The following is a 21,180-nucleotide window of genomic DNA, read 5'->3' as shown; positions in this document are numbered from 1 at the left end:
GCTCGCCGGGGAGGGAGGAAACCGAACTCCGGGGGTGGGGAAAGCCGCACGCACAGCCCCCCGCAGCGCGCGGTCAGCGCCCCCGGCCCGGCGCCCAGCCCCATCCCGTCGGGGCACCTCGGAGCGGTGTGCTCGTCCTACGCCCTCCGACCGGCGGGCGACACGACAAGGAGAACCACCACCATGACCCCCACCATCACCGCCACGACCATCCCCGGCCACCCCGGCGCGGCCGTCGGTGCCAGCATCGCCGCCCGCGCCGAGCACCTCACGAAGGTGTACGGCGTGGGCGAGGCGACCGTCGCCGCGCTCGACGACGTCAGTGTCGAGCTGGACCGAGGTCGCTTCACCGCGATCATGGGCCCGTCCGGCTCCGGCAAGTCGACGCTGCTCCACCTCCTCGCGGGCCTCGACCGGCCGACCTCGGGGACGGTGCACCTCGGCGACACCGAGATCACCTCGCTCCGGGACAAGGCGCTCACCACCCTGCGCCGCGACCGGATCGGCTTCATCTTCCAGTCGTTCAACCTGCTGCCGACGATGACGGCCGCGGAGAACATCGTGCTGCCGATGAAGATCGCCGGACGCAAGCCGGACCCGCACTGGGTGGCCTCGATCGTCGAGACGGTCGGCCTCGCCGGCCGGCTCGGCCACCGTCCCTCGGAGCTGTCCGGCGGCCAGCAGCAGCGCGTCGCCGCGGCCCGGGCCCTGGCCTCGCGCCCCGAGATCGTCTTCGCCGACGAGCCGACGGGCGCGCTGGACTCCCGGTCCGGGACCGAGCTGCTCCGCTTCCTGCGCACCGCCGTCGACGACCTCGGCCAGACCGTCGTCATGGTCACCCACGACCCGGCGGCGGCCTGCTACGCCGATCGCGTGCTCTTCCTCGCCGACGGCCACGTCGTCGACGAGATGTTCGCGCCGTCGGCCGATGCCGTTCTCGACCAGCTCAAGCACCTGGGGGACTGACCGATGTTGACCGCAACCCTCCGCGGCATGCTGGCGCACAAGCTGCGCCTGCTGCTCACGACCTCCTCGATCGCCCTGGGCGTCGCGCTGCTCGCCGGCACCCTGATCCTCACGAACACGATGGGGATCGCCTTCGACATGCTGTTCGGCAAGATCTCCTCCGGCACCGACGCGGTCGTGCGCACGCACGCGCCGTACACCTCCTCCGAGGGCGTCGGCACCGACCGGGGACCGATCTCTGCCGATGTCCTCGACCAGGTCCGGGGCGTCGACGGCGTCCGCGCCGCCGCCGGCTCGGTCAGCGGCTACGCCCTGCTGACCGACAACGACGGACGCGCGATCACCACCAACGGCGGCGCACCGACGAACGGGTACTCCATGCCCGCCGACGAGGCGCTGCGCGGCCAGGTCGAGCTGCTGTCCGGCCACGAGCCGCACGGCGCGCACGAGGTCGCCATCGACGCCACCAGCGCCGAGGACCACGACATCGCGCTCGGCTCCACCATCAAGGTGCTGTTCCAGGGCCCGACCCAGGAGTTCACCGTGGTCGGCACCGTCGGCTACGGCGACGGGATCAAGGATCTCGGCGGCACGACGTCGGCGTACTTCGACACCGCGACCGCCCAGCAGGTGCTCGGCTCGCCGGGCGAGTTCGACGCCATCGACGTCAGCGCCGACCCGGGCGTCTCCCAGCAGGAGCTCGCCGACCGGCTGTCCGAGGTGATCCCTGCGGGCACCGAGGCCGTCACCGGCGCCGCCGTCGCCCAGGAGAACGCCGACGCGACCAAGGCGAACTTCAAGATCGTGGGCATCCTGTTCGGGATCTTCGCCGCGATCGCCCTGTTCGTCGGCTCCTTCATCATCTGGAACACCTTCACGATGACCGTGACCCAGCGGTCCCGGGAGATCGCGCTGCTCCGGGCGCTGGGCGCCCGCCGCCGCCAGGTCCTCGGCAACCTCCTGCTCGAGGCGCTGGTCCTCGGCCTGGCCGCGTCCGCGGCCGGCATCGGGCTCGGCGTCCTGGTCGCCAAGGGGCTGAAGATGCTGATGGACGGCGTCGGGCTCGCCCTGCCGTTCACCGCGCTGCAGGTCCCGTCCTCGGCGATCTGGGCCTCGCTCCTGGTCGGCACCGGCGTCACGGTGGTCGCGGCCCTGGTGCCGGCCCGCCGCGCGACCAAGGTGCTGCCGATCGAGGCGCTGCGCGAGTCGACTCCTGGCGCGGAGAGGCCGTCCGTGGTCCGGGCCGTGGTCGGCATCGTCGTCGCCGCGGCCGGCGCCGGGGCCATGCTCTGGTCGCTGTACGGCGGCGCGTCGTTCAAGGTGTTCGGCCTGGGTCTCCTGGCCCTGATGATCGGCGTCCTGGTCACCCTGCCGCTCGCGGTGCGACCGCTGGCCGCCGCCATCGCTGCTCCGCTCAAGCTGCGCGGCATGCCCGGCGAGCTGGCCCGGCAGAACGCGACGCGCAACCCGCGTCGTACCTCCGCCACCGCCGCTGCCCTGATGATCGGCCTGACCCTGGTCGTCAGCATGGGCGTGTTCGCCTCGTCCCTGAAGACGTCCTTCGGTGACGTGCTCGACGACCGGACCGACGCGGACCTGTACGTCGCCACGACGAGCACCCAGGCACCGGGCTTCAGCCCGGCCGCCGTGGAGGCCGTCAAGGCGGTCGACGGGGTCGCCGAGGTCTCGGCCAACGGCTGGGGTGAGGCGCGCTTCGCCGGTGGGCCGTCGAGCTACTCGGCCGTCGACCCGAGCAACGCCGACGACGTCATGAACCTCGACGTCTCGCAGGGCTCCTTCGCGGACCTCGGCAAGGACGGCGTGGTGGTGTCGAGGTCGGCAGCGACCGCGCACGGCTGGACGCTGGGCGACACCGTCCCGGCCCAGTTCGCGCAGAGCGGCGACCACACGCTCCGGATCGTCGGGGTGTACGACGCCAAGGGCTGGATCGGCGACGACTACGTCATCAGCGTGGCCGAGCAGAACGCCTTCGCCGGGGCGCAGCTGGTGTCGTCGGCGCTGGTCACCGTCGACCAGGGTGCCGACGTGGGGCAGGTCCAGGACGCGATCGACGCGGCCCTGGCCGACCACCCGGACGCCCAGGTGCTCGACAAGGAGGGCTACCAGAAGGTCGCCACCGGGTTCATCGACGGCCTGCTGACCTTCGTCACCGTGATGCTGGCCCTGGCCGTCGTGATCGCCCTGCTGGGCATCGTCAACACCCTGGCCCTGTCGGTCTTCGAGCGCACCCGGGAGCTCGGCCTCCTGCGTGCGGTCGGCATGACCCGCGGCCAGGTCCGGGCGATGGTCCGGTGGGAGTCCGCCGTCATCTCGCTGATCGGCGCGGTGAGCGGTGCGGTCCTCGGCACCGGCATCGGTCTGGCGCTCTCCCAGGTCCTCAAGGACGAGGGCATCAAGTCGGTCTCGGTCCCGGTCGCGCAGATCGTGGTCTACCTGGCCGTCGCCGCCGCGGCGGGCGTGCTCGCCGCAGTCGGTCCCGCCCGGTCCGCCGCCAAGGTGGACGTGCTGAAGGCGGTGGTCACCGACTGAGCTGTCGACGACGACGGCCCCCGGGACATCCCGGGGGCCGTCGTCGTACGTGCGTCTGTCAGTCCTTGATCTCGCAGACGACCGCGCCGTTGCCGATGGTGGCGCCGACCTCGGCCTGCAGGCCGGTGACGGTGCCGGCCTTGTGGGCCTTGAGCGGCTGCTCCATCTTCATCGCCTCGATGACCACGATGGTGTCGCCCTCGGCGACCTCCTGGCCCTCCTCGACGACGACCTTGACGACGGTGCCCTGCATCGGGCTGGCCACGGCGTCGCCGCTGACCTTGGCGCCGGCCTTCTTGCCGCCGGCGCGCTTGGCCTTCTTCGCGCCCGCTGCCGGACCCGCGGCGAGGCCGCCCAGACCGCCGGGGATGACGACCTCGAGCCGCTTGCCGCCGACCTCGACGACCACGGTCTGGCGCTCCCCGGCCTCCTCGGCCTCCGCGCTCTCGCCGCCGTACGGCGTGATCTGGTTGTCGAAGTCCGTCTCGATCCACTGCGTGTAGACGTCGAACGAGCCCTCGCCGGTCGGGTTCGAGGGGCCGACGTACGCCGGGTCGCGCACGACCGCCTGGTGGAAGGGGATGACGGTCGGCATGCCGTCGACGACGAACTCGTCCAGGGCCCGGCGCGAGCGCTCCAGCGCCTGCGTGCGGTCGCGGCCGGTGACGACCAGCTTGGCGATGAGGGAGTCGAACGAGCCGGGGATGGTCTCGCCGTTCTCGTAGCCGCCGTCGAGGCGGACGCCGGGGCCGCTCGGCGGGCTCCACGAGGAGAGGGTGCCGGGGGCCGGCATGAAGTTGCGGCCGCCGTCCTCGGCGTTGATGCGGTACTCGATCGAGTGGCCGCGGATCTCCGGGTCGCCGTAGCCGAGCTCCTCACCGGCCGCGATCCGGAACATTTCGCGGACCAGGTCGATGCCGGTGACCTCCTCGGAGACGCAGTGCTCGACCTGGAGGCGGGTGTTGACCTCGAGGAACGAGATCGAGCCGTCCTGGGCGACCAGGAACTCGCAGGTGCCGGCGCCGTAGTAGCCGGCCTCCTTGAGGATCCGCTTCGACGACTCGTAGAGCTCGGTGAGCTGCTCCTCGGAGAGGAACGGCGCGGGCGCCTCCTCCACGAGCTTCTGGTTGCGACGCTGCAGCGAGCAGTCGCGGGTGGACACCACGACGACGTTGCCGTGCTGGTCGGCGAGGCACTGGGTCTCGACGTGGCGCGGCTTGTCGAGGAACTTCTCGACCAGGCACTCGCCGCGACCGAAGGCGGAGACCGCCTCGCGGACGGCCGACTCGAAGGCGTCGGGGATCTCCTCGAGGGTGCGGGCGACCTTGAGGCCGCGGCCGCCGCCGCCGAAGACGGCCTTGATCGCGATGGGGAGACCGTTCTCCTCCGCGAACCGCACGGCCTCGTCGGCGTCCTTCAGCGGGTCCTTGGTGCCGGGCGCGAGCGGGGCGTCCGCCTTGACGGCGATGTGCTTCGCCTTGGCCTTGTCGCCCAGCGCCTCGATGGCGGCCGGCGGGGGACCGATCCAGGTCAGCCCGGCGTCGATGACGGCCTGGGCGAACTCGGCGTTCTCCGCGAGGAACCCGTAGCCCGGGTGCACCGAGTCGGCGCCGGACCTCTCGGCGACCGCGATGATCTTGGCGATGTCCAGGTAGGAGTCGGCCGGCGTCGCGCCGCCGAGCGAGTGCGCCTCGTCGGCGATCCGGACGAACAGCGCGTCCCGGTCTGGCTCGGCGTACACGGCGACGCTGCCGATGCCGGCGTCCTTGCACGCTCGGATGACGCGGACCGCGATCTCGCCGCGGTTCGCGATCAGGACCTTCTGCAACGGCTTGCTCTCGGGCACTACCCCTCCTGCTTCCAGACATGGCGGATCTTTCACGACCCGCCCGGCAGGGTATCGCCAGCCGGGCCCGACGGGGCCCCGGTGTCCGTGTGGCCCATCTCGCACCAAGCAGAAGTTTGGTCGGATCGGCCGACTCGTCCGGTCTCGGCAATTTCGCTCATGGACGCGTCCGTCGCGCCGATCACCGGGATGGACAGCCGGAGGACTGAACCGGCGACGACCCCGAGGAGCACCCTCACCATGCCCGACCCCGATCGCGATCTCACGGGGCTCGTCGCGGCCCTGGACCGCTCGCTGGCCGTCATCGAGTTCGACCTCGACGGCACCGTCATCACCGCCAACCAGAACTTCCTCGACCTGATGGGCTACGCCCTCCCCGCCATCAAGGGCAACCACCACCGGATGTTCTGCACGCCCGAGCACGCCGAGACGCCGGCGTACGCCGACTTCTGGGCGCGGCTGCGGGCCGGCACCTTCGTCCAGGACGTGTTCCTGCGGCTGACGCGCGACGGTCGCGAGATCTGGCTGCAGGCGACGTACAACCCGGTCCTCGACGAGGAGGGTCATCCGACGCGGATCGTCAAGATCGCCCAGGACGTCACGGAGGCCAAGCGCGTCGCTGCCGACCACCTCGGCAAGGTCGCGGCCATCGACCGGGCGCAGGCCGTCATCGAGTTCGACCTCGAGGGCCGGATCCTGAACGCCAACCGCAACTTCCTCGACGTCGTCGGCTACGCGCTGCCCGACATCCAGGGCAAGCACCACCGGCTCTTCGTCGAGCCCGAGCACGCGCAGAGCCAGGAGTACGCCGACTTCTGGGAGCGGCTCGCCGCCGGCCAGTACGAGGCGGGGGAGTACCGCCGCTTCGGCAAGGGTGCCCGTGAGGTGTGGCTGCAGGCGACGTACAACCCGGTCCTCGACGCCAAGGGCGCCCCGATGAAGGTCGTGAAGTTCGCGACCGACATCACGGCCGCCAAGCAGGCGAACGCCGAGATCGTGGCCCGCGCCGACGCGGTCGACCGCGCTCAGGCGGTCATCGAGTTCGACCTCGAGGGCATCGTCCTGGACGCGAACGAGAACTTCCTGCGCACGATCGGCTACTCGCTGCGCGAGATCGTCGGTCAGCACCACAGCCTCTTCTGCTCCGAGGACTACACGCGCTCCACGGAGTACCGCGACTTCTGGCTGCGCCTGGGCAAGGGCGAGATCATCGCCGGCCGGTTCCACCGCAAGGGCAAGTACGGCCGCGACGTCTACATCCAGGCGACGTACAACCCCGTCCTCGACCTGCGTGGCAACGTCGCCAAGGTCATCAAGTACGCGTACGACGTCACGCCCGAGGTCGAGCGCGAGCAGCGCATCGACGACGGCACCCGGCAGATGACCGGCTCGGTCCGGGAGCTCGCGGGCTCGATCACGGAGATCGCGACGCAGTCGCGCACGGCGACCGAGCTCGCCGCCGAGACCCACGCGAACGCCGAGCAGGGCGTCGAGGCGCTGCGTGCGTCGATCGAGGCGATCTCGCTGATCCAGAAGTCGTCGACGGCGATCAGCGACATCGTCAAGGTGATCGGTGAGATCGCCGGCCAGACCAACCTGCTGGCGTTCAACGCGTCCATCGAGGCCGCGCGGGCCGGTGAGCACGGCGTCGGCTTCTCGATCGTCGCGGGCGAGGTCCGCAAGCTCGCGGAGCGGTCCTTCGAGGCGGCCCAGCAGATCGGGCGGCTGATCGAGGAGTCCGCCGACCGGGTCAACCAGGGCTCGGCGGTCTCGCAGCGCGCGGAGGTCGCCTTCGAGCGCATCGTGACGAGCGTGACCCGCACCAACGAGGCGATCCGCACGATCTCGGCGTCCACCCGGGTCCAGCAGGAGGCGTCGGAGCAGGTCAACAGCCTGATCGACCAGCTCGCCTCGGTGACCCAGGACGCCTGAGCGGATGACCGTCGATCCCGTCTACGGGCTGCTCCAGCTCGGCGACCTCGACCTGGCGCTCCCGCTCTCTGCGTTGCGCGAGGTCGTGGCGCGACCCGCCACGCTCGCGGCGCTGCCGGCGGTCGCTCCCGGCCTGGTCGGCGCGATGAGCCTGCGCACGACCGTGCTCCCCGTCGTCGACCTCCGGCCGCTGCTGGGGCGCACGGACGCGGCGCCCGGCGAGCAGGTCGTGGTCGTCGTCGCGCACGAGCGCCGGGTCGTCGGCCTGGTCGTCGACCGGGTGTGCGGCGTGACCCGGGTCGCCGAGACGGAGCTGCTGCCGCTGACGGCCGCCTCGGGCGCGCTGCTGGTCTCGCACGCCTTCCAGCACGACGAGGAGGCACGGCCGGTCGGCGTGCTCGACGCGGCGCAGCTGCTCGCGCTGCCGGGGGTCCCGACCGTGGCGGAGCAGGTCGCGACCGAGACGACCGCGGCCGCTGGCCCGGAGCACGGCGAGAGCCTGACGCTCGTGCGCTGCGGCTCGCAGCTGCTCGCGGTCGAGGTCGGCGCGATCCACACCACGATCCCCCTCACCGAGGTCCGGAAGGGCCTGCTGACCGGTGGCGACTGCCTGGGCGTCACGACGTACGCCGGGCGCGAGGTGCCGGTCGTCGACCCGCTCCGGTTGGTCGGCCTGGCTCCGATGGGCGAGGACGACGTCCGCGCCGGGGTCGTCCTCGACCTCGGCCGCGGCCTGGTCGTGCTGGCCGTCACGGACCTGGTCGCGCTGCGGAGCCGGGAGACAGGCGTGCTGCTCGTGCCCGGGTTCGCGAACGCACGCCCGGAGCTGGTGCGCGGTGTCCTGGAGCTGGACGACGGTGCCTGCCTGGTGCTCGACGGCACCGGCCTGCGTCGCGACCCCGACCTGGGCGCTCTCGCCACCGTCAACGTCGACGTCGCCGGAGCCACGGCGGCCGGCGGCGACCTCGCAGACGTGCTCGCGGGCGGCGCCACCGCCGGCCCGGCGTACGTCACCTACACCTCGGGCGGCAGCACGCTCGCCACGCCGCTGGACCAGGTCGCCGAGATCCTGCCGCTCCCGGGCGCGCTGACCCCGTCGCCGGTCGACCTGGTCGAGGGGCTGGTCGTGCACCGCGGCCGGGCCGTCCCGGTCCTGTCGCTGGCGCGGCTGCTCGGCCGCGAGGCCGCCGAGAGGGGTCCCTCCTCCTGCCTGCTCCTGGTCGACCACGCCGCCGAGCAGGTGGCGTTCGCGGTCGACGGGCTCGGCAGCATCGAGCCGCTCGTGTGGACGGACCCGGACCACCGTGGCCGACCCCTCGAGGACCCCACGAGGGCCGTCCACGACGCACCCCTGGTGCGCCTGGACGGCGACGCGCGGCTCCTCCCCGCACTCGACCTCCGGGGCCTCGCGGCCTCGCTGGGCCCCACCCACGCCCCGGCGACCGCGCCGGTGGCGGCATGACCTCCACCGGATAGGCAGACACATGACCGTCAGTTGCTCGGGACTGACCAGCGACACGACCGGATCACCCGGCAAGCTGCGCAGCCACGGCCTGCGCGCGCCGACGGGTGACGACCTCCGCCAGGCCCTGCGGGTCGGCACGACCGAGCCGGTCGAGCTGACCTGGGAGGCGGCCTGCGAGCGGGCCGGCCTGGGCCACCCCCTCGACGACCCGTCGCTCGACGAGCTCGAGCAGCTGACCGAGGCCCTCCGCGGCATCGGTGGCCCGGCAGGGCTGGTGGGGCGGGCGATGGGCGTCCGGCTCGCGACGTACCGGTCGATCCGGGCCCGGGGCGGCGACGCGCGCCCGCCCGCGTGGGACTGGGCGAGGTCCGCGATGGACACCCTGCTGCAGACCCGGACGCCCGGCCCGGCCGTCATCGAGGAGATCCTGTCGCTGGACCCCTTCGCGGACACGGTGCGGGTCGAGCTGGACCAGGCCGCCGCCCGGGTCGCCCAGCGCCTCGGGACCGCGCTCGGTGGCGTCAGCGTGGTGCTCGGCGGCGCGCTCTGCCTCGTCGGCGCGTACGGCGGCCGGGGCACCTGGATCGCGGAGGCGCGTGGGAACCCGCTGGAGTGGTCGTTCTGCGCGACGAGCGTGCGGACCCGGGAGCCGTACGTCGTCCCGGACGTCCAGGACGACGTGATCCACCGCCACAACCCGACCACCGTCCACGACGGCGTACGCAGTTACGCCGGTGCCCCGCTCCTCACCTCGCGCGGCGAGGTGCTCGGCAGCTGCTGCGTCATCGACGTCGTCCCGCGCGCGTTCACGGCCGAGGACGTCGCCGTGCTCCAGGAGGAGGCGGCCGCGATCGTCGCCGAGCTGGAGCGTCGCCGCGAGGCGCGGGCCGCGGGGCAGACCACCGCAGGTTAACAATCGCTAACCAAACGGCTAGGGTGCGGCTCATGACCACTCAGTCGTCCTACGAGCTGTCCCGCGAGCACGAGGAGTTCCGCCGCAGCGTCCGCGACTTCGCGGAGGCCGAGATCGCCCCGCACGCCGCCCAGTGGGACCGGGAGCACCACTTCCCGGTCGACGTCGTGCAGAAGATGGGCGCGCTGGGCCTCTTCGGGCTCACCGCCCCGGAGGAGTACGGCGGCGCCGGCGAGGACGGCGACTTCACCAGCCTGTGCGTCGCGATCGAGGAGATCGGCCGGGTCGACCAGTCGATGGGCATCACCCTCGAGGCCGCGGTCGGGCTCGGCATCAACCCGATCCTGACCTACGGCACCGACGAGCAGAAGCAGACCTGGCTGCCCGACCTGGTGTCGGGCGAGCGGCTCGCGGGCTTCGGCCTGACCGAGCCCGGCGCCGGCTCCGACGCGGGTGCCACCAGGACCAAGGCGGTCGTCGAGAACGGCGAGTGGGTCGTCAACGGCGCCAAGCAGTTCATCACCAACTCCGGCTCCGACATCACGAGCCTGGTCACGGTCACGGCCCGCACCGGCGAGCGGGAGAACGGCAAGCCGGAGATCAGCACGATCATGGTGCCGAGCGGCACGCCCGGCTTCACCGCCGAGAAGGCGTACGACAAGCTCGGCTGGCACGCCTCCGACACGCACCCGCTCACGTTCGTGGACGCCCGCGTCCCCGAGGCCAACCTGCTCGGCGAGCGCGGCCGCGGTTACGCCCAGTTCCTCGCGACCCTCGACGACGGCCGGGTCGCGATCGCGGCGCTCGCGGTCGGCTGCATCCAGGCCTGCCTCGACATGAGCCTCGAGTACGCCGGCGAGCGGCAGACGTTCGGTGGCCCGATCGGGCGCAAGCAGGGGGTGGCCTTCCAGGTCGCCGACCTCGAGGTGATGCTGCACGCGAGCCGGCTGCTGACCTACAAGGCGGCGGCCATGAAGGACGGCGGCGCTCCGGTGAAGGAGTTCAAGCAGGCGGCCGCCGTCGCGAAGCTCTACGCCACGGAGTCGGCGGTGACCGCGACCCGGATCGCGACGCAGGTCTTCGGTGGCTACGGCTTCATGGAGGAGTACCCCGTCGCCCGGTTCTACCGCGACGCCAAGGTGCTCGAGATCGGCGAGGGCACCTCGGAGGTGCAGCGGATGCTGATCGCGCGGGGGCTCGGCCTGCCGGTCGAGTAGCCCACGCGTGACGGGCGTCACCACTGGGTACGGAGGTCGTCGACCCCTACTCGGAGGAGTTATCCCGTGGTTCCGTCGTTCCTCGCTCGCGACCGCATCGTCGCCGGGCCCGGCTACAGCCGATGGCTGGTCCCTCCCGCGGCGCTCGCCGTCCACCTGTGCATCGGTCAGGTGTACGCGACCAGCGTCTACAAGACCGCGCTGGTCCAGCACTTCGACTCCAACCTGACCCGCATCGGGCTGGTCTTCTCCATCGCGATCGTGATGCTGGGGCTCTCGGCAGCCGTCTGCGGCACGTGGGTGGACCGCAACGGCCCGCGCGCCGCGATGTTCACGGCCGCCTGCTTCTGGGCCACCGGGTTCCTGGTCGCCGCGCTCGGCGTCGGCACCGACCAGCTGTGGCTGGTCTACCTCGGGTACGGCGTGATCGGCGGCATCGGACTCGGCATCGGCTACATCTCGCCGGTCTCGACCCTGATCAAGTGGTTCCCCGACCGGCCCGGCCTCGCGACCGGGCTGGCGATCATGGGCTTCGGTGGCGGCGCGCTGATCGCCAGCCCGCTGAGCGCGCGGCTGCTGTCGCTCTACGACAGCGGGTACGACGCCACGGACCCGGCCTCGGTCGCCAGCGGCCACGCCGTGATGCTGCTCTTCGTCACGCTCGGCATCGTCTACTTCGCCTTCATGATGTTCGGCGCCTTCACGATCCGGGTGCCCGCCGAGGACTGGCGGCCTGAGGGCTGGGACCCGGCCGAGGTCGCGGAGAAGAAGCTGGTCACCACCGCCAGCGTGTCGGCGGCGACCTCGATCCGCACCCCGCAGTTCTGGCTGCTCTGGCTCGTCCTCTTCTGCAACGTGACGGCCGGCATCGGCATCCTCGAGCAGGCCGCGCCGATGATCCAGGACTTCTTCCGCGACGACAGCGGGACCTCGTCCGTCACCGCGACGGCGGCGGCGGGCTTCGTCGGGCTGCTCTCGCTGGCCAACATGGCCGGGCGGTTCGTGTGGTCGTCGACCTCCGACGTGGTCGGCCGCAAGCCGATCTACTTCCTCTACCTGGGCGGGGGGATGGTGCTCTACCTGCTCCTCGCCACCGTCGGTGACAGCACGGTCGCGCTGTTCGTGCTGCTCGCGGCGATCATCCTGTCGTTCTACGGCGGGGGGTTCGCCACCGTGCCGGCCTACCTGCGCGACCTCTTCGGCACCTTCCAGGTCGGCGCGATCCACGGTCGGCTGCTGACCGCCTGGTCGGCGGCCGGGGTCGCCGGGCCGCTCATCGTCAACCGCTTCCTCGACGCGAAGGGGACGCCGGGAGAGCTGACGGCGTCGGCCTACCAGCCCGCGCTGCTGACGATGGTGGGCGTCCTTGCCGTCGGCTTCGTCGCCAACCTGCTGATCCGGCCGGTCGACCCGCGCCACCACGAACCCGACCGTTCCCCGGAGCTCGAGAGGAGTGCGGCATGACCGCCCGGATCGTCCTCGCCTGGACCCTCGTCGGTGTCCCGCTGGCCTACGGCCTGGTCGAGACGCTGCGCAAGGCGTCCGACCTGTTCACCGGCTGAGCGCCACTCCTTGACCTCATCCGCGCTTGAGGTTCTAGCGTCGGCGTCATGAAGATCTCCGTGCTGGGCACCGGGGCGGTCGGTCGCGCCGTCGCCGGCCGCCTCGACGACCTGGGCCACGCCGTCACCATGGCCACCCGCGACCCGGCGGCGACGGCCGGCCGTGAGGACCACGTCGACTGGGCGGCCGCGCACCCCGGCGTACGCCTGGTCGTGTTCGGGGAGGCGGCGGCTGAGGCCGACCTCGTCGTCAACGCCCTGGGCGGGGACGTGGCGCTGGGGGTGCTCGCCGAGGTCGGCGACGACCTCGCCGGCCGGGTGCTGGTCGACCTCTCGAACCCGCTCGACCACAGCCACGGCTTCCCGCCGCGCCTGTTCGTCAAGGACGACGACTCGCTCGCCGAGCAGGTGCAGCGGGCGCACCCGGGCGCCCGGGTGGTGAAGACGCTCAACACGATGAACAACGCGGTGATGGTCGACCCGGCCCGGCTGGGGGAGGAGACGACGGTCTTCGTGTCGGGGGACGACGCCGACGCCAAGGCGACCGTGTCCGCGCTGCTGCGCGAGCTCGGGCACACCGACGTGATCGACCTCGGCGCCCTCGAGACGGCCCGCGGACCGGAGATGTTCCTGGCACTGTGGGTTCGTACGGCGGTCGTGCTCGGCGGCTCGGACTTCAACATCAAGGTGGTGCGAGGGCCGTCGCTGCGGGCCTGAGCGTGGCGAGCGGTTAGCCTTTCGGTATGGGAAGCCGCTGGCATCGGATCTTCACCGAGGCCTACCGCTTCCTCGCGGTGGGTGGTCTCGCGACGATCGTGGCGATCCTGATCTTCAACTTCCTCGTCCACGGCTTCCACACCGGCTGGGACGCCCCGCTCTCCGGTCAGCCCTACCTGGCGTTCGTGATCGCCAACCTGGTCGGCATGGTCGTGAGCTACCGCGGCAGCCGCACCTGGGTGTTCAAGGACCGTCCGCCGCGCACCGCCGACGGCGGCCGCCTGCTCTTCGTCATCATCAACCTGGTGACGATGCTGATCCCGATCGCCTGCCTGTGGATCAGCCGCAACGTCCTCGACCTCGACGACCCGTTCTCCGACAACGTGGCCGCGAACATGATCGGGCTGTTCCTCGGCATGGCGGCCCGCTTCTACCTGTTCCGCACCCTCGTCTTCCAGCGGCCCGTGCACCTCGCCGACCTCAAGCAGCACCCGCTGCAGGTCTTCGAGCTGGCCGAGCTGGACATCGAGCCGCTGGACGCACCGGTCGACGTCAGCGAGGAGCCCACAGCTCCGTCCACGAGTGACCCAGCTCGGCGACCAGCTCCCTGACCAGCGGCAGGCTCACCCCGACCACGTTGTGGTGATCGCCCTCGATGCCGGTGACGAACGCGCCGCCGAGGCCGTCGACGGTGAACGCGCCGGCCACGACCAGCGGCTCCCCGGTCGCGACGTACGCCGCGATCTCGTCGTCGGTCACGTCGGCGAAGTGGACCGTCGTGGACGCGGTGGCCGCTGCGACCCGACCGGTCGCCGTGTCGCGCAGGCAGTGGCCCGTCTGCAGGACGCCGGAGCGGCCGCGCATCGCCTGCCAGCGCCGGGTCGCGGTCGCGGCGTCGCCGGGCTTGCCGAGCGCCTCGCCGTCGAGCTCGAGGACGGAGTCGCAGCCGAGGACCAGGGCGCCGTCCGGCACGTCGTCGCGCGCGGCGACCGCGGCGCACTTCAGCTCGGCGAGCTGGAGCGCGAGCTCGGCGGGCGGCAGGTCCGCCAGCTGGTCCTCGTCGACGCCGGAGACGATCACCACCGGCTCGATCCCCGCGCTGCGCAGGGTGGCGAGGCGCGCGGGGGACTGGGAGGCCAGGACGAGGCTGAGGGCGGGAGTGGTCACGCCGGCGATTGAAGCACCTCGAGGTCGTCGCCGAACGCGCAGGTGGCGAGCGTGGTGAGCGGGTCGCCGGGCTCGAGGTGCTCGGGCGCCCGCATCGAGATCATCACGTTGAGGAGCATCCCGTACGCGACGAAGTCGCGGACCTGCTCGTCGTCCCACCCCGTGCGCTGGATGGTCGCGAACACCGCCCCCATGCACCGACGCGCGGCGGCGGCGATCTCCGGGACGTCGCCGTTCGAGAAGCCGTGCATCATCACCTGCAGGAAGTCGTGGTCACGCAGCAGCTCGGTGTAGGCGAGCCCCATCCGGGCCTTGTCGTCCTCGCTCGCGGGGTCGAACGGGCCGTCGGCCAGGACCGCCTCGAACGCCGCCTTGATCCGGCCGACCGAGCCCTCGAACACCTCGAGGAAGAGGTCGAGCTTGGTGCCGAAGATGCGCACGACGTACGGCTGGGAGACACCGGCCTCCTTGGCGACCGCGTCGGTGCTGGTGCCGTGGTAGCCGCCGTGGGCGAAGGCCCGGGTGGCGGCCTCCAGGACCAGGGCCCGACGGGCCTCGGCGGACATCCGGCTGGATTTCTCGGCGTTCATGGTTGACATGTTATCAGTCGATTACTTACTGTCAGGACATAAGTAATCATTCAATGCCTTCTTCGACGGAGAACCTGATGACCACTCTCGACGAACCCCGGGTCGTAGGCCCGGACCAGCCCGCGGTCCGACGACGCCACATCCCGGTGTGGGTCGCGATCGTCGCCGCCTCGCTCCCGATGTTCATGGCCACGCTCGACAACCTCGTGATGACCAGCGCGCTGCCGGTCATCCAGGGCGACCTCGGCTCCTCGGTCGGTCAGCTGTCGTGGTTCATGAACGCCTACACGCTCACCTTCGCGACGTTCATGCTCCCGGCCGCGACGCTCGGCGACCGGATCGGACGGCGCCGGGTGATGCTCGCCGGCATCACCGTCTTCACCCTCGCGTCGATCGCCTCGGCGCTGAGCACCACCTCCGAGGCGCTGATCGCCGCCCGTGCCGTCCAGGGCCTCGGTGCCGCGGCGATCATGCCGCTGTCGCTGACCCTGCTGGCCGCGGCGGTGCCGCCGGCCATGCGAGCCGCCGCCATCGGCATCTGGGGCGGCGTCTCCGGCCTCGGCGTCGCGCTCGGCCCCGTCATCGGCGGCGCGGTCGTCGAGGGCGTCAGCTGGCAGGCGATCTTCTGGCTGAACGTGCCGGTCGCGATCGTGGCGCTGCCGCTCATCGTGGTCGCGATCTCGGAGTCGAAGGGCGCGTGGCAGCGGCTGGACCCGGCCGGGGTCCTGCTGCTCGGTGGCGCGGTCTTCCTCGGCATCTGGGGCATCGTGCACGGCAACGACGACGGCTGGAGCGACCCCCGCGTGCTCGGGCCGCTGGTCCTCGCCGGGCTGCTGCTGCCGGCGTACGTGCTGTGGGCGCGGGGCCGGTCGTACGCCGTCCTCCCGCTGCGGCTCTTCGCCGAGCGCAAGTTCGCCGTCGCCAACGTCATCTTCCTGATGTTCACGCTCGGCATGTTCGGGACCGTCTTCCTGCTGGCGCAGTACCTCCAGGTGGTCCAGGGCTACACGCCGCTGCAGGCCGGCCTCCGCACGCTGCCGTGGACCGCGGCCCCGATGGTGGTCGCCCCGATCGCCGGCGCGCTGGTGGGGAGGCTGGGCTACCGGGCGCTGCTGTTCACCGGCCTGGTGCTGCAGACGACCTCGCTGGTCTGGTTCGCCGTCATCACGGAGAACGGGTCGTCGTACTCGTCCTTCCTGGTGCCGCTGGTCCTCGCCGGCGTCGGCATGGGCCTGGTGTTCGCCCCGGGCGCCTCGATGGTGCTCGACGGCCTGCCGGACAGCGACTTCGCGATCGCCAGCTCGGCCAACTCCACGATCCGTGAGTTCGGCGTGGCGCTGGGCATCGCGGTCCTGGTCGCGGTCTTCCTCGGCAACGGCGGCGAGATCACTCCGACCGGCTACGACGGCGCGATCGGGCCCGCCCTGCTGACGGGTGCCGGGGCGGTCGCGGTCGCCGCGGTCGCCAGCCTGTTCGCTCCTGGTCGCAGCCGCGGCCGGGCCTGAGATCGACAGCACGATCCCGAAACCGACAAGGAGTCCCTCATGTTGAGCTACGACACCACCACGATCACGATCCTCCTCGCGGTCTTCCTCACCATCGCCGCGCTCGCCGCTCTCGTCGCGGTCGCCACCGTCGGCAGCCTCGTCGTCGGTCACCGTCGCACCGTCGCAGCCCGACGCGGGAGGACCGGCAGTCGTCCGGGCCGGCCCGCGTCCGACCGGGTGGGGCGGACCGGGAAGCAGGCGCCTCGCTTGGCATGATGGCGCGGTGGACCTTCTCCGATCGTCTCGCACCACGCCCCGCCGGCTGCTGGCCGGCGGGGCGTTCGTCGCCCTGGCGGCCCTGACCGGGTGCTCCAGCGGGTCTGACGGCTCAGCCGGCTCGGACCCGGCGGCCTCCCAGCCGAGCCGCGACGCCCAGACGGTGAACCCCTACGACGGTCACGAGCAGTTCGCCGACCCGGGCTCGAAGGTCGCCCAGGCGGCGGCCCAGGCGAAGACCGACGGGGACACCGATCGCGAGGACGACTTCACCCGGCTCGCCGGGGTGCCGCAAGGCATCTGGCTGACGCCGGAGCAGTACCCGGCCGGCTCGGTCGGGCCGTTCGTCGCGAAGATCGTGGCCGCCGCGGACGACGCGGGCAGCGTGCCGACCTTCGTCATCTACGGCATCCCCGACCGCGACTGCACGGGCCAGCACTCGGCCGGCGGCCTGCCGGCCGACCAGTACGGACCCTGGGTCGGCGAGATCGCCGACGCGGCCGAGAGCGGCACCGACGTGGCGGCGGTCGTCGAGCCCGACGGGCTCGCGTCGCTGCTGGAGTGCGGCGACCGCGGCCAGCGGGTCGGGCTGATCGCCGACGCCGCCCACCGGCTCGCCGCGGCCGGCGTGACGACGTACCTCGACGGCGGTCACTCCCACTGGATCGACCCCGACAAGATCGCGCCGCTGCTCCAGGACGCCGGGGTCGCGGACGTGCGCGGCTTCTCGACCAACGTCTCGAACTTCCAGAGCGACGACGACGAGAAGGCCTACGGCGAGCAGCTCAGCGCGCTCGTCGGCGGGGCGCACTTCATCATCGACAGCGGGCGCAACGGCTTCGGCGCGACCAAGGACTGGTGCAACCCGCCCGGTCGCGCGTTCGGGACCGACCCGGGAGCGGTCTCCGGCGGGGGCAACCTGGACGCGTTCGTCTGGGTCAAGCCTCCCGGCGAGAGTGACGGGGAGTGCAACGGCGGACCGGCAGCGGGCCAGTTCTGGCCCGAGCGGACGATGGAGCTCGCCTCGGCATCCGGATGGTGACCGACTGGACGGTGACGGCGACACCCGAGCCGTTGTTAGGCTGCGCGTCATGGAGCCGGGTAACCAGTGGGTCGCTGTCATCATCGAGGACGACCCCGACGTGCGCGATCTCATCGACATCGTGCTGACCCAGTCCGGTTTCACGACGGTCGTCACGGAGAACGGCACCGATGGTGTCGAGGCCGTGCGCAAGCACAACCCGCTGATCACCACGCTCGACGTGAACATGCCGGGCATGGACGGGTTCGCGGTCGCGAAGCGGCTGCGTGAGTTCAGCAGCACCTACCTGATCATGATCACGGCGCTCGCCGACGAGATCGACGTGGTGCAGGGCTTCGAGGCGGGGGCCGACGACTACCTCGTCAAGCCGTTCCGGCCGCGCGAGCTGCGCGCCCGCGCCGACTCGATGCTGCGCCGCCCGCGGGCGCGGATGGACAAGCCGCACGGCTGGGCCGACGACGAGCCGGAGGCCCCGGCTCCCGCCGCGCCGGCGCCGGCGCAGTCCTGGGCGGCCGCCGCCGCCCGGGAGTTCGCGGAGTCGCAGCAGGTGGCGCCGCCCCAGGCGCCGCCCGCGCCGTCGGCGCCGCAGCCGCAGCCGGTCCAGCCGCAGCCCGTCCAGCCGCCGCCCGTCCAGCCGCAGCCCGTCCAGCCGGTGCAGCCGCCGGCGCCCCAGCAGCCGACCCAGCCCGCCTTCCAGCCCGCGGCACCGCCGACGGTCCAGCAGCCGCCCGCACCCGCCCCGCAGGCGCCGCAGCCGGTGCCTGCGCAGCACGGCGCCGTCACGGCCGAGGCCGGCACCGGGTGGATGCGGTTCAACGGACTCGCGCTCAACGCCGAGACCCGGATCGTGACCGTCAACGGCGGCACGGTCGACCTGACGCGCACCGAGTTCGACCTGCTCTACTCGCTGATGGGCACCGGCCGCCGGGTGCGCAGCAAGGCCGACCTGGTGCTGACGATGCGCGGGCAGCAGTACGTCACGTCGTACTTTGTCAACGAGGCCGACAAGCGCTCTGTCGAGGTCCACATCGCCAACCTGCGCCGCAAGCTCGGCGACGACGCCGCCACCCCGCGCTACGTCGAGACGGTCCGCGGCGTCGGCTACCGCCTCGCCGAGGCGGGCTGAGCGACCCTCTCAGTTCGCGTCGACGGGGATGTCCTGGGCCTCGGTGGCCTGGTCGGAGGCGAAGATCGCGATCGGGACCCGCTGCTTGATGGTCTTGCGCGCGAACGTGCCCGACCCGGCGCGACGCTCGACGTACACCGTGGCGGTGAAGGTCAGGTCGATGCCGACGGTGTCGTCGGCGGTCGGCTTGATCGTCTGGTTGCGGAGCTCGAAGGCGCCCTTCGGCGACGTGATGAGCATGCCGCGCTTCGTCGAGAGCGGCTCCGGGTCGAAGGTGACCTCCTTGGCGATCGCGTTCAGCTCGTAGGGCCGCTCGTCGTTCGTGCCGGTCGAGGTCTTGACCGTCGAGGTGACCTTGATCCGCTGGAGGTAGACCTCGCGCTTGGTCGAGAACGGGTCACGGATGTCGCGGTCGAGGTCGTAGGCCTGGAAGGTGAACGTGAAGTACTTGTTGCCCTTGGGGTACCACTCGTTGGTCCGCGGCGTGGCCTTCGTCGGGTAGAGCGTGTAGACGAAGTCCATCCCGTCGATCTCGATGTGGGACTGAAACGTGCCGTCACGCGTGAACTCCGACTCGTACGGCGTCTCGCTCGCCGAGGGCGACGCCGACGGCGTGGCGGAGGGGTCGTCGTTGCCCGTGAGGCCGTCGACGACGGAGCAGCCGGAGAACGCCGCCATCGCGACGACCGCCGCCAGGGCGCCGGCCAGGCCGCGGGCGTACGGGCGCGTGCGGGTGCTGCTCATGGACGTCTCCTGCGGGTGGGGGATGGGCGTGCGGTCGACGCGGTGACTCATGCCTTGAAGCCGCGGTAGCGCTTCATGGCCTTGAGGCACATCCAGGCGGTCTGGAGCACGGTGATGACGCCGAGGATCGGCCAGCTCACCGCGAGGATGTCGGAGCGCAGCCCGATGGGCAGCTGCAGCCAGATCGCCGCGGAGACCGCGAAGATGAAGAAGAACGCGAGGAACGGGTAGGTCCAGGCGACGCCCTTGCCGCGCTCCGCCTTCGCCTGCGCCGCCCAGTTGTCGGTCTGCTGGCGGCTGAAGAACTTCAGCCAGGCCCGGATGAAGTGGCCCATCCGGATGATCATGTAGCTCTCGGCCGGCACGATCAGCAGCGCGAAGAGGTAGTCACGCCGGTTCGCGAACTCCATGGACCGGGCCACCCGGAAGTTCAGCCAGATCGAGGCGAACGGCGGGATCAGCCACCAGGGGCTGAACACGAACGCGTGGATGTTGAGCGAGCCGGCGAGCAGCAGCACGAAGAGCACGCGGGTCGTGATGTTGATGACCATCGAGAGGTGCTCGAACCAGCGCAGCCGCAGGTTGGGGTGGAACGGTTGGCCGCGGGTGTCGCCGCGCTGGCCGGGCCACATCAGGTCGATGGCCCCGAAGTTCCACTTCACCTGCTGCGCGTCCAGCGAGCGCAGCGTGTCCATGCCGCCGACGTGCGCGCGGGCCCGGGCGCTGATCTTGGTGAGGTAGCCGGCGCTCTTGATCTGGAGCGAGAGGAGCGAGTCCTCGACCTCGCTGTCGCTGACCCACGGGGTGCGCTGGTGGCTGTCGCGGAGGACGTCGCGCAGCGCCTGCGTCGAGAAGATCGAGAACTGGCCGCCGAGGACCGCCATGTTGCGGCCCTTGAGGAGGTTCTGCATGTTGAACGCCGAGAACTGGGCGCGCTGGCCGGCGATCAGGAACTTCGCCATCCAGCCGTCGAGGGCGCTGTCGTCGATCGAGTAGATCGCGGAGATGCCGCCGATCCGGTCGTCGCTGGAGATCTCGTCGACGAGGTGCTGGATCGCGTCCGGCTCCGGGGTGGTGTCGCCGTCGACGCCGAGCAGGAAGTCCATGTGCTCGACGAGCGAGTAGCCGTAGTTGAGCGCGCCGACCTTCTTGTCGGGGTTCTTGCCGATGTCGTGGACGTAGATGATCGTGCTCTGCTCGCCGGTCGGGGTCATCCGCGTGTGCGGGCCGGCGTAGTGGCTGGCGATCTCGACGGAGTCGTCGGAGGTGTTGTTGACGATCAGGTGGATGACGTCGGGGAGCCGGGTCTGCTGGAGCAGCGAGTCGAGCACGCCCGCGATCGTCTCGGCCTCGTTGTAGGCCGGGATGATGCAGCCGACGGTCGGCCGGTACGTCGGGAGGTCGTCGACCTCCTCCTGGTACTGGTTCTCGTACGCGGCCAGGTCGGGGTCTGCCACGCGCAGGTAGGGATCGGCGGGCGCCGATCCGTACTGGGTCCCCATGTCGTTGACGTCCACCCTGGTCCTCGCCTCCGTGCTGCGGGTGCCGCCCGATGCGGCCGCCCGTGTGACTCCAGTCTG

At 71.5% G+C, this 21,180-nt stretch carries 19 protein-coding genes; 14 read left to right on the top strand and 5 right to left on the bottom strand.

The annotated features are described in order from the left end of the window. Positions 1 to 183 precede the first annotated feature (183 nt). Entirely contained in the window at positions 184 to 966 is a 783-nt protein-coding gene (locus tag ASC77_RS22730; protein WP_056158420.1) for an ABC transporter ATP-binding protein, read from the top strand. Positions 967 to 969: 3 nt separating this feature from the next. Then, positions 970 to 3,516: an ABC transporter permease gene (locus ASC77_RS22725; protein WP_082575235.1), complete on the top strand. Its 2,547-nt coding sequence runs from the start codon at positions 970 to 972 to the stop codon at positions 3,514 to 3,516. Between the two features lie 58 nt (positions 3,517 to 3,574). Here ASC77_RS22725 and ASC77_RS22720 read toward each other — a convergent pair whose 3' ends face one another. Beyond that, positions 3,575 to 5,344 (bottom strand): biotin carboxylase N-terminal domain-containing protein, encoded by a 1,770-nt coding sequence (locus ASC77_RS22720; RefSeq protein ID WP_200945112.1) that lies wholly within the window; start codon positions 5,342 to 5,344, stop codon positions 3,575 to 3,577. 258 nt (positions 5,345 to 5,602) lie between these two features. Between ASC77_RS22720 and ASC77_RS22710 the strand changes: the two genes are divergently transcribed. The 8 genes from ASC77_RS22710 (at position 5,603) to ASC77_RS22680 (ending at position 13,779) form a co-directional block, all read left to right on the top strand. Further along, on the top strand, positions 5,603 to 7,294 hold the full coding sequence (locus tag ASC77_RS22710) for a PAS domain-containing methyl-accepting chemotaxis protein (RefSeq protein WP_056158404.1): 1,692 nt from the start codon (positions 5,603 to 5,605) through the stop codon (positions 7,292 to 7,294). Positions 7,295 to 7,298: 4 nt separating this feature from the next. Continuing rightward, positions 7,299 to 8,756 carry a chemotaxis protein CheW gene (locus ASC77_RS22705; RefSeq protein ID WP_056158400.1) on the top strand — a complete coding sequence of 486 codons (1,458 nt, stop codon included), beginning with the start codon at positions 7,299 to 7,301 and terminating at the stop codon, positions 8,754 to 8,756. Between the two features lie 22 nt (positions 8,757 to 8,778). After that, complete coding sequence (locus ASC77_RS22700; RefSeq protein ID WP_056158397.1) at positions 8,779 to 9,672, top strand: GAF domain-containing protein; 894 nt, start codon at positions 8,779 to 8,781, stop codon at positions 9,670 to 9,672. Positions 9,673 to 9,704: 32 nt separating this feature from the next. Beyond that, a complete protein-coding gene (locus ASC77_RS22695; RefSeq protein ID WP_056158645.1) occupies positions 9,705 to 10,889 on the top strand; it encodes an acyl-CoA dehydrogenase family protein in 1,185 nt (394 codons plus the stop codon). Between the two features lie 66 nt (positions 10,890 to 10,955). Then, the gene (locus tag ASC77_RS22690; RefSeq protein ID WP_056158394.1) at positions 10,956 to 12,353 is read left to right on the top strand and encodes an OFA family MFS transporter; all 1,398 of its coding nucleotides are present in this window, start codon (positions 10,956 to 10,958) and stop codon (positions 12,351 to 12,353) included. Beyond that, positions 12,350 to 12,451 (top strand): MFS transporter small subunit, encoded by a 102-nt coding sequence (locus tag ASC77_RS27910; protein WP_414813207.1) that lies wholly within the window; start codon positions 12,350 to 12,352, stop codon positions 12,449 to 12,451. The genes ASC77_RS22690 and ASC77_RS27910 overlap by 4 nt, the downstream gene beginning before the upstream one ends. Before the next feature lie 48 nt (positions 12,452 to 12,499). After that, positions 12,500 to 13,168, top strand: coding sequence for an NADPH-dependent F420 reductase (locus ASC77_RS22685; RefSeq protein ID WP_056158391.1), 669 nt, complete (start codon positions 12,500 to 12,502; stop codon positions 13,166 to 13,168). Positions 13,169 to 13,194: 26 nt separating this feature from the next. Beyond that, positions 13,195 to 13,779, top strand: a complete 585-nt coding sequence (locus tag ASC77_RS22680) for a GtrA family protein (RefSeq protein ID WP_056158390.1) — start codon at positions 13,195 to 13,197, stop codon at positions 13,777 to 13,779. Here ASC77_RS22680 and ASC77_RS22675 read toward each other — a convergent pair. Both ASC77_RS22675 and ASC77_RS22670 read right to left on the bottom strand, forming a co-directional pair. Next, positions 13,721 to 14,335 carry a Maf family protein gene (locus ASC77_RS22675; RefSeq protein ID WP_056158387.1) on the bottom strand — a complete coding sequence of 205 codons (615 nt, stop codon included), beginning with the start codon at positions 14,333 to 14,335 and terminating at the stop codon, positions 13,721 to 13,723. The two genes, ASC77_RS22680 and ASC77_RS22675, sit on opposite strands and share 59 nt — an antisense overlap. Beyond that, positions 14,332 to 14,925 (bottom strand): TetR/AcrR family transcriptional regulator, encoded by a 594-nt coding sequence (locus ASC77_RS22670; protein WP_082575232.1) that lies wholly within the window; start codon positions 14,923 to 14,925, stop codon positions 14,332 to 14,334. The genes ASC77_RS22675 and ASC77_RS22670 overlap by 4 nt, the downstream gene beginning before the upstream one ends. A gap of 77 nt (positions 14,926 to 15,002) precedes the next feature. Here ASC77_RS22670 and ASC77_RS22665 point away from each other — a divergent pair, with 77 nt between their 5' ends. From ASC77_RS22665 to ASC77_RS22650, 4 genes are read left to right on the top strand one after another with little or no spacing between them, the layout of a single operon-like run. After that, on the top strand, positions 15,003 to 16,430 hold the full coding sequence (locus ASC77_RS22665) for an MFS transporter (protein WP_056158379.1): 1,428 nt from the start codon (positions 15,003 to 15,005) through the stop codon (positions 16,428 to 16,430). 39 nt (positions 16,431 to 16,469) lie between these two features. Beyond that, entirely contained in the window at positions 16,470 to 16,688 is a 219-nt protein-coding gene (locus tag ASC77_RS22660; protein WP_056158377.1) for a hypothetical protein, read from the top strand. Between the two features lie 7 nt (positions 16,689 to 16,695). Continuing rightward, on the top strand, positions 16,696 to 17,730 hold the full coding sequence (locus ASC77_RS22655; RefSeq protein WP_056158374.1) for a glycoside hydrolase family 6 protein: 1,035 nt from the start codon (positions 16,696 to 16,698) through the stop codon (positions 17,728 to 17,730). Between the two features lie 49 nt (positions 17,731 to 17,779). Further along, positions 17,780 to 18,856, top strand: coding sequence for a response regulator transcription factor (locus ASC77_RS22650; RefSeq protein WP_056158372.1), 1,077 nt, complete (start codon positions 17,780 to 17,782; stop codon positions 18,854 to 18,856). 9 nt (positions 18,857 to 18,865) lie between these two features. On the opposite strand, the gene ASC77_RS22645 is transcribed toward ASC77_RS22650, so the two are convergent. Both ASC77_RS22645 and ASC77_RS22640 read right to left on the bottom strand, forming a co-directional pair. Continuing rightward, positions 18,866 to 19,600: a hypothetical protein gene (locus ASC77_RS22645; RefSeq protein WP_056793395.1), complete on the bottom strand. Its 735-nt coding sequence runs from the start codon at positions 19,598 to 19,600 to the stop codon at positions 18,866 to 18,868. Between the two features lie 47 nt (positions 19,601 to 19,647). Further along, complete coding sequence (locus ASC77_RS22640) at positions 19,648 to 21,117, bottom strand: glycosyltransferase family 2 protein (protein ID WP_235547541.1); 1,470 nt, start codon at positions 21,115 to 21,117, stop codon at positions 19,648 to 19,650. Positions 21,118 to 21,180 lie beyond the last annotated feature (63 nt).

Source organism: Nocardioides sp. Root1257, assembly GCF_001425175.1.
Classification (GTDB): Bacteria; Actinomycetota; Actinomycetes; order Propionibacteriales; family Nocardioidaceae; genus Nocardioides.
The sequence above is the reverse complement of the archived record's forward strand: the minus strand, read 5'-3'. Positions and strand labels throughout refer to the sequence as shown.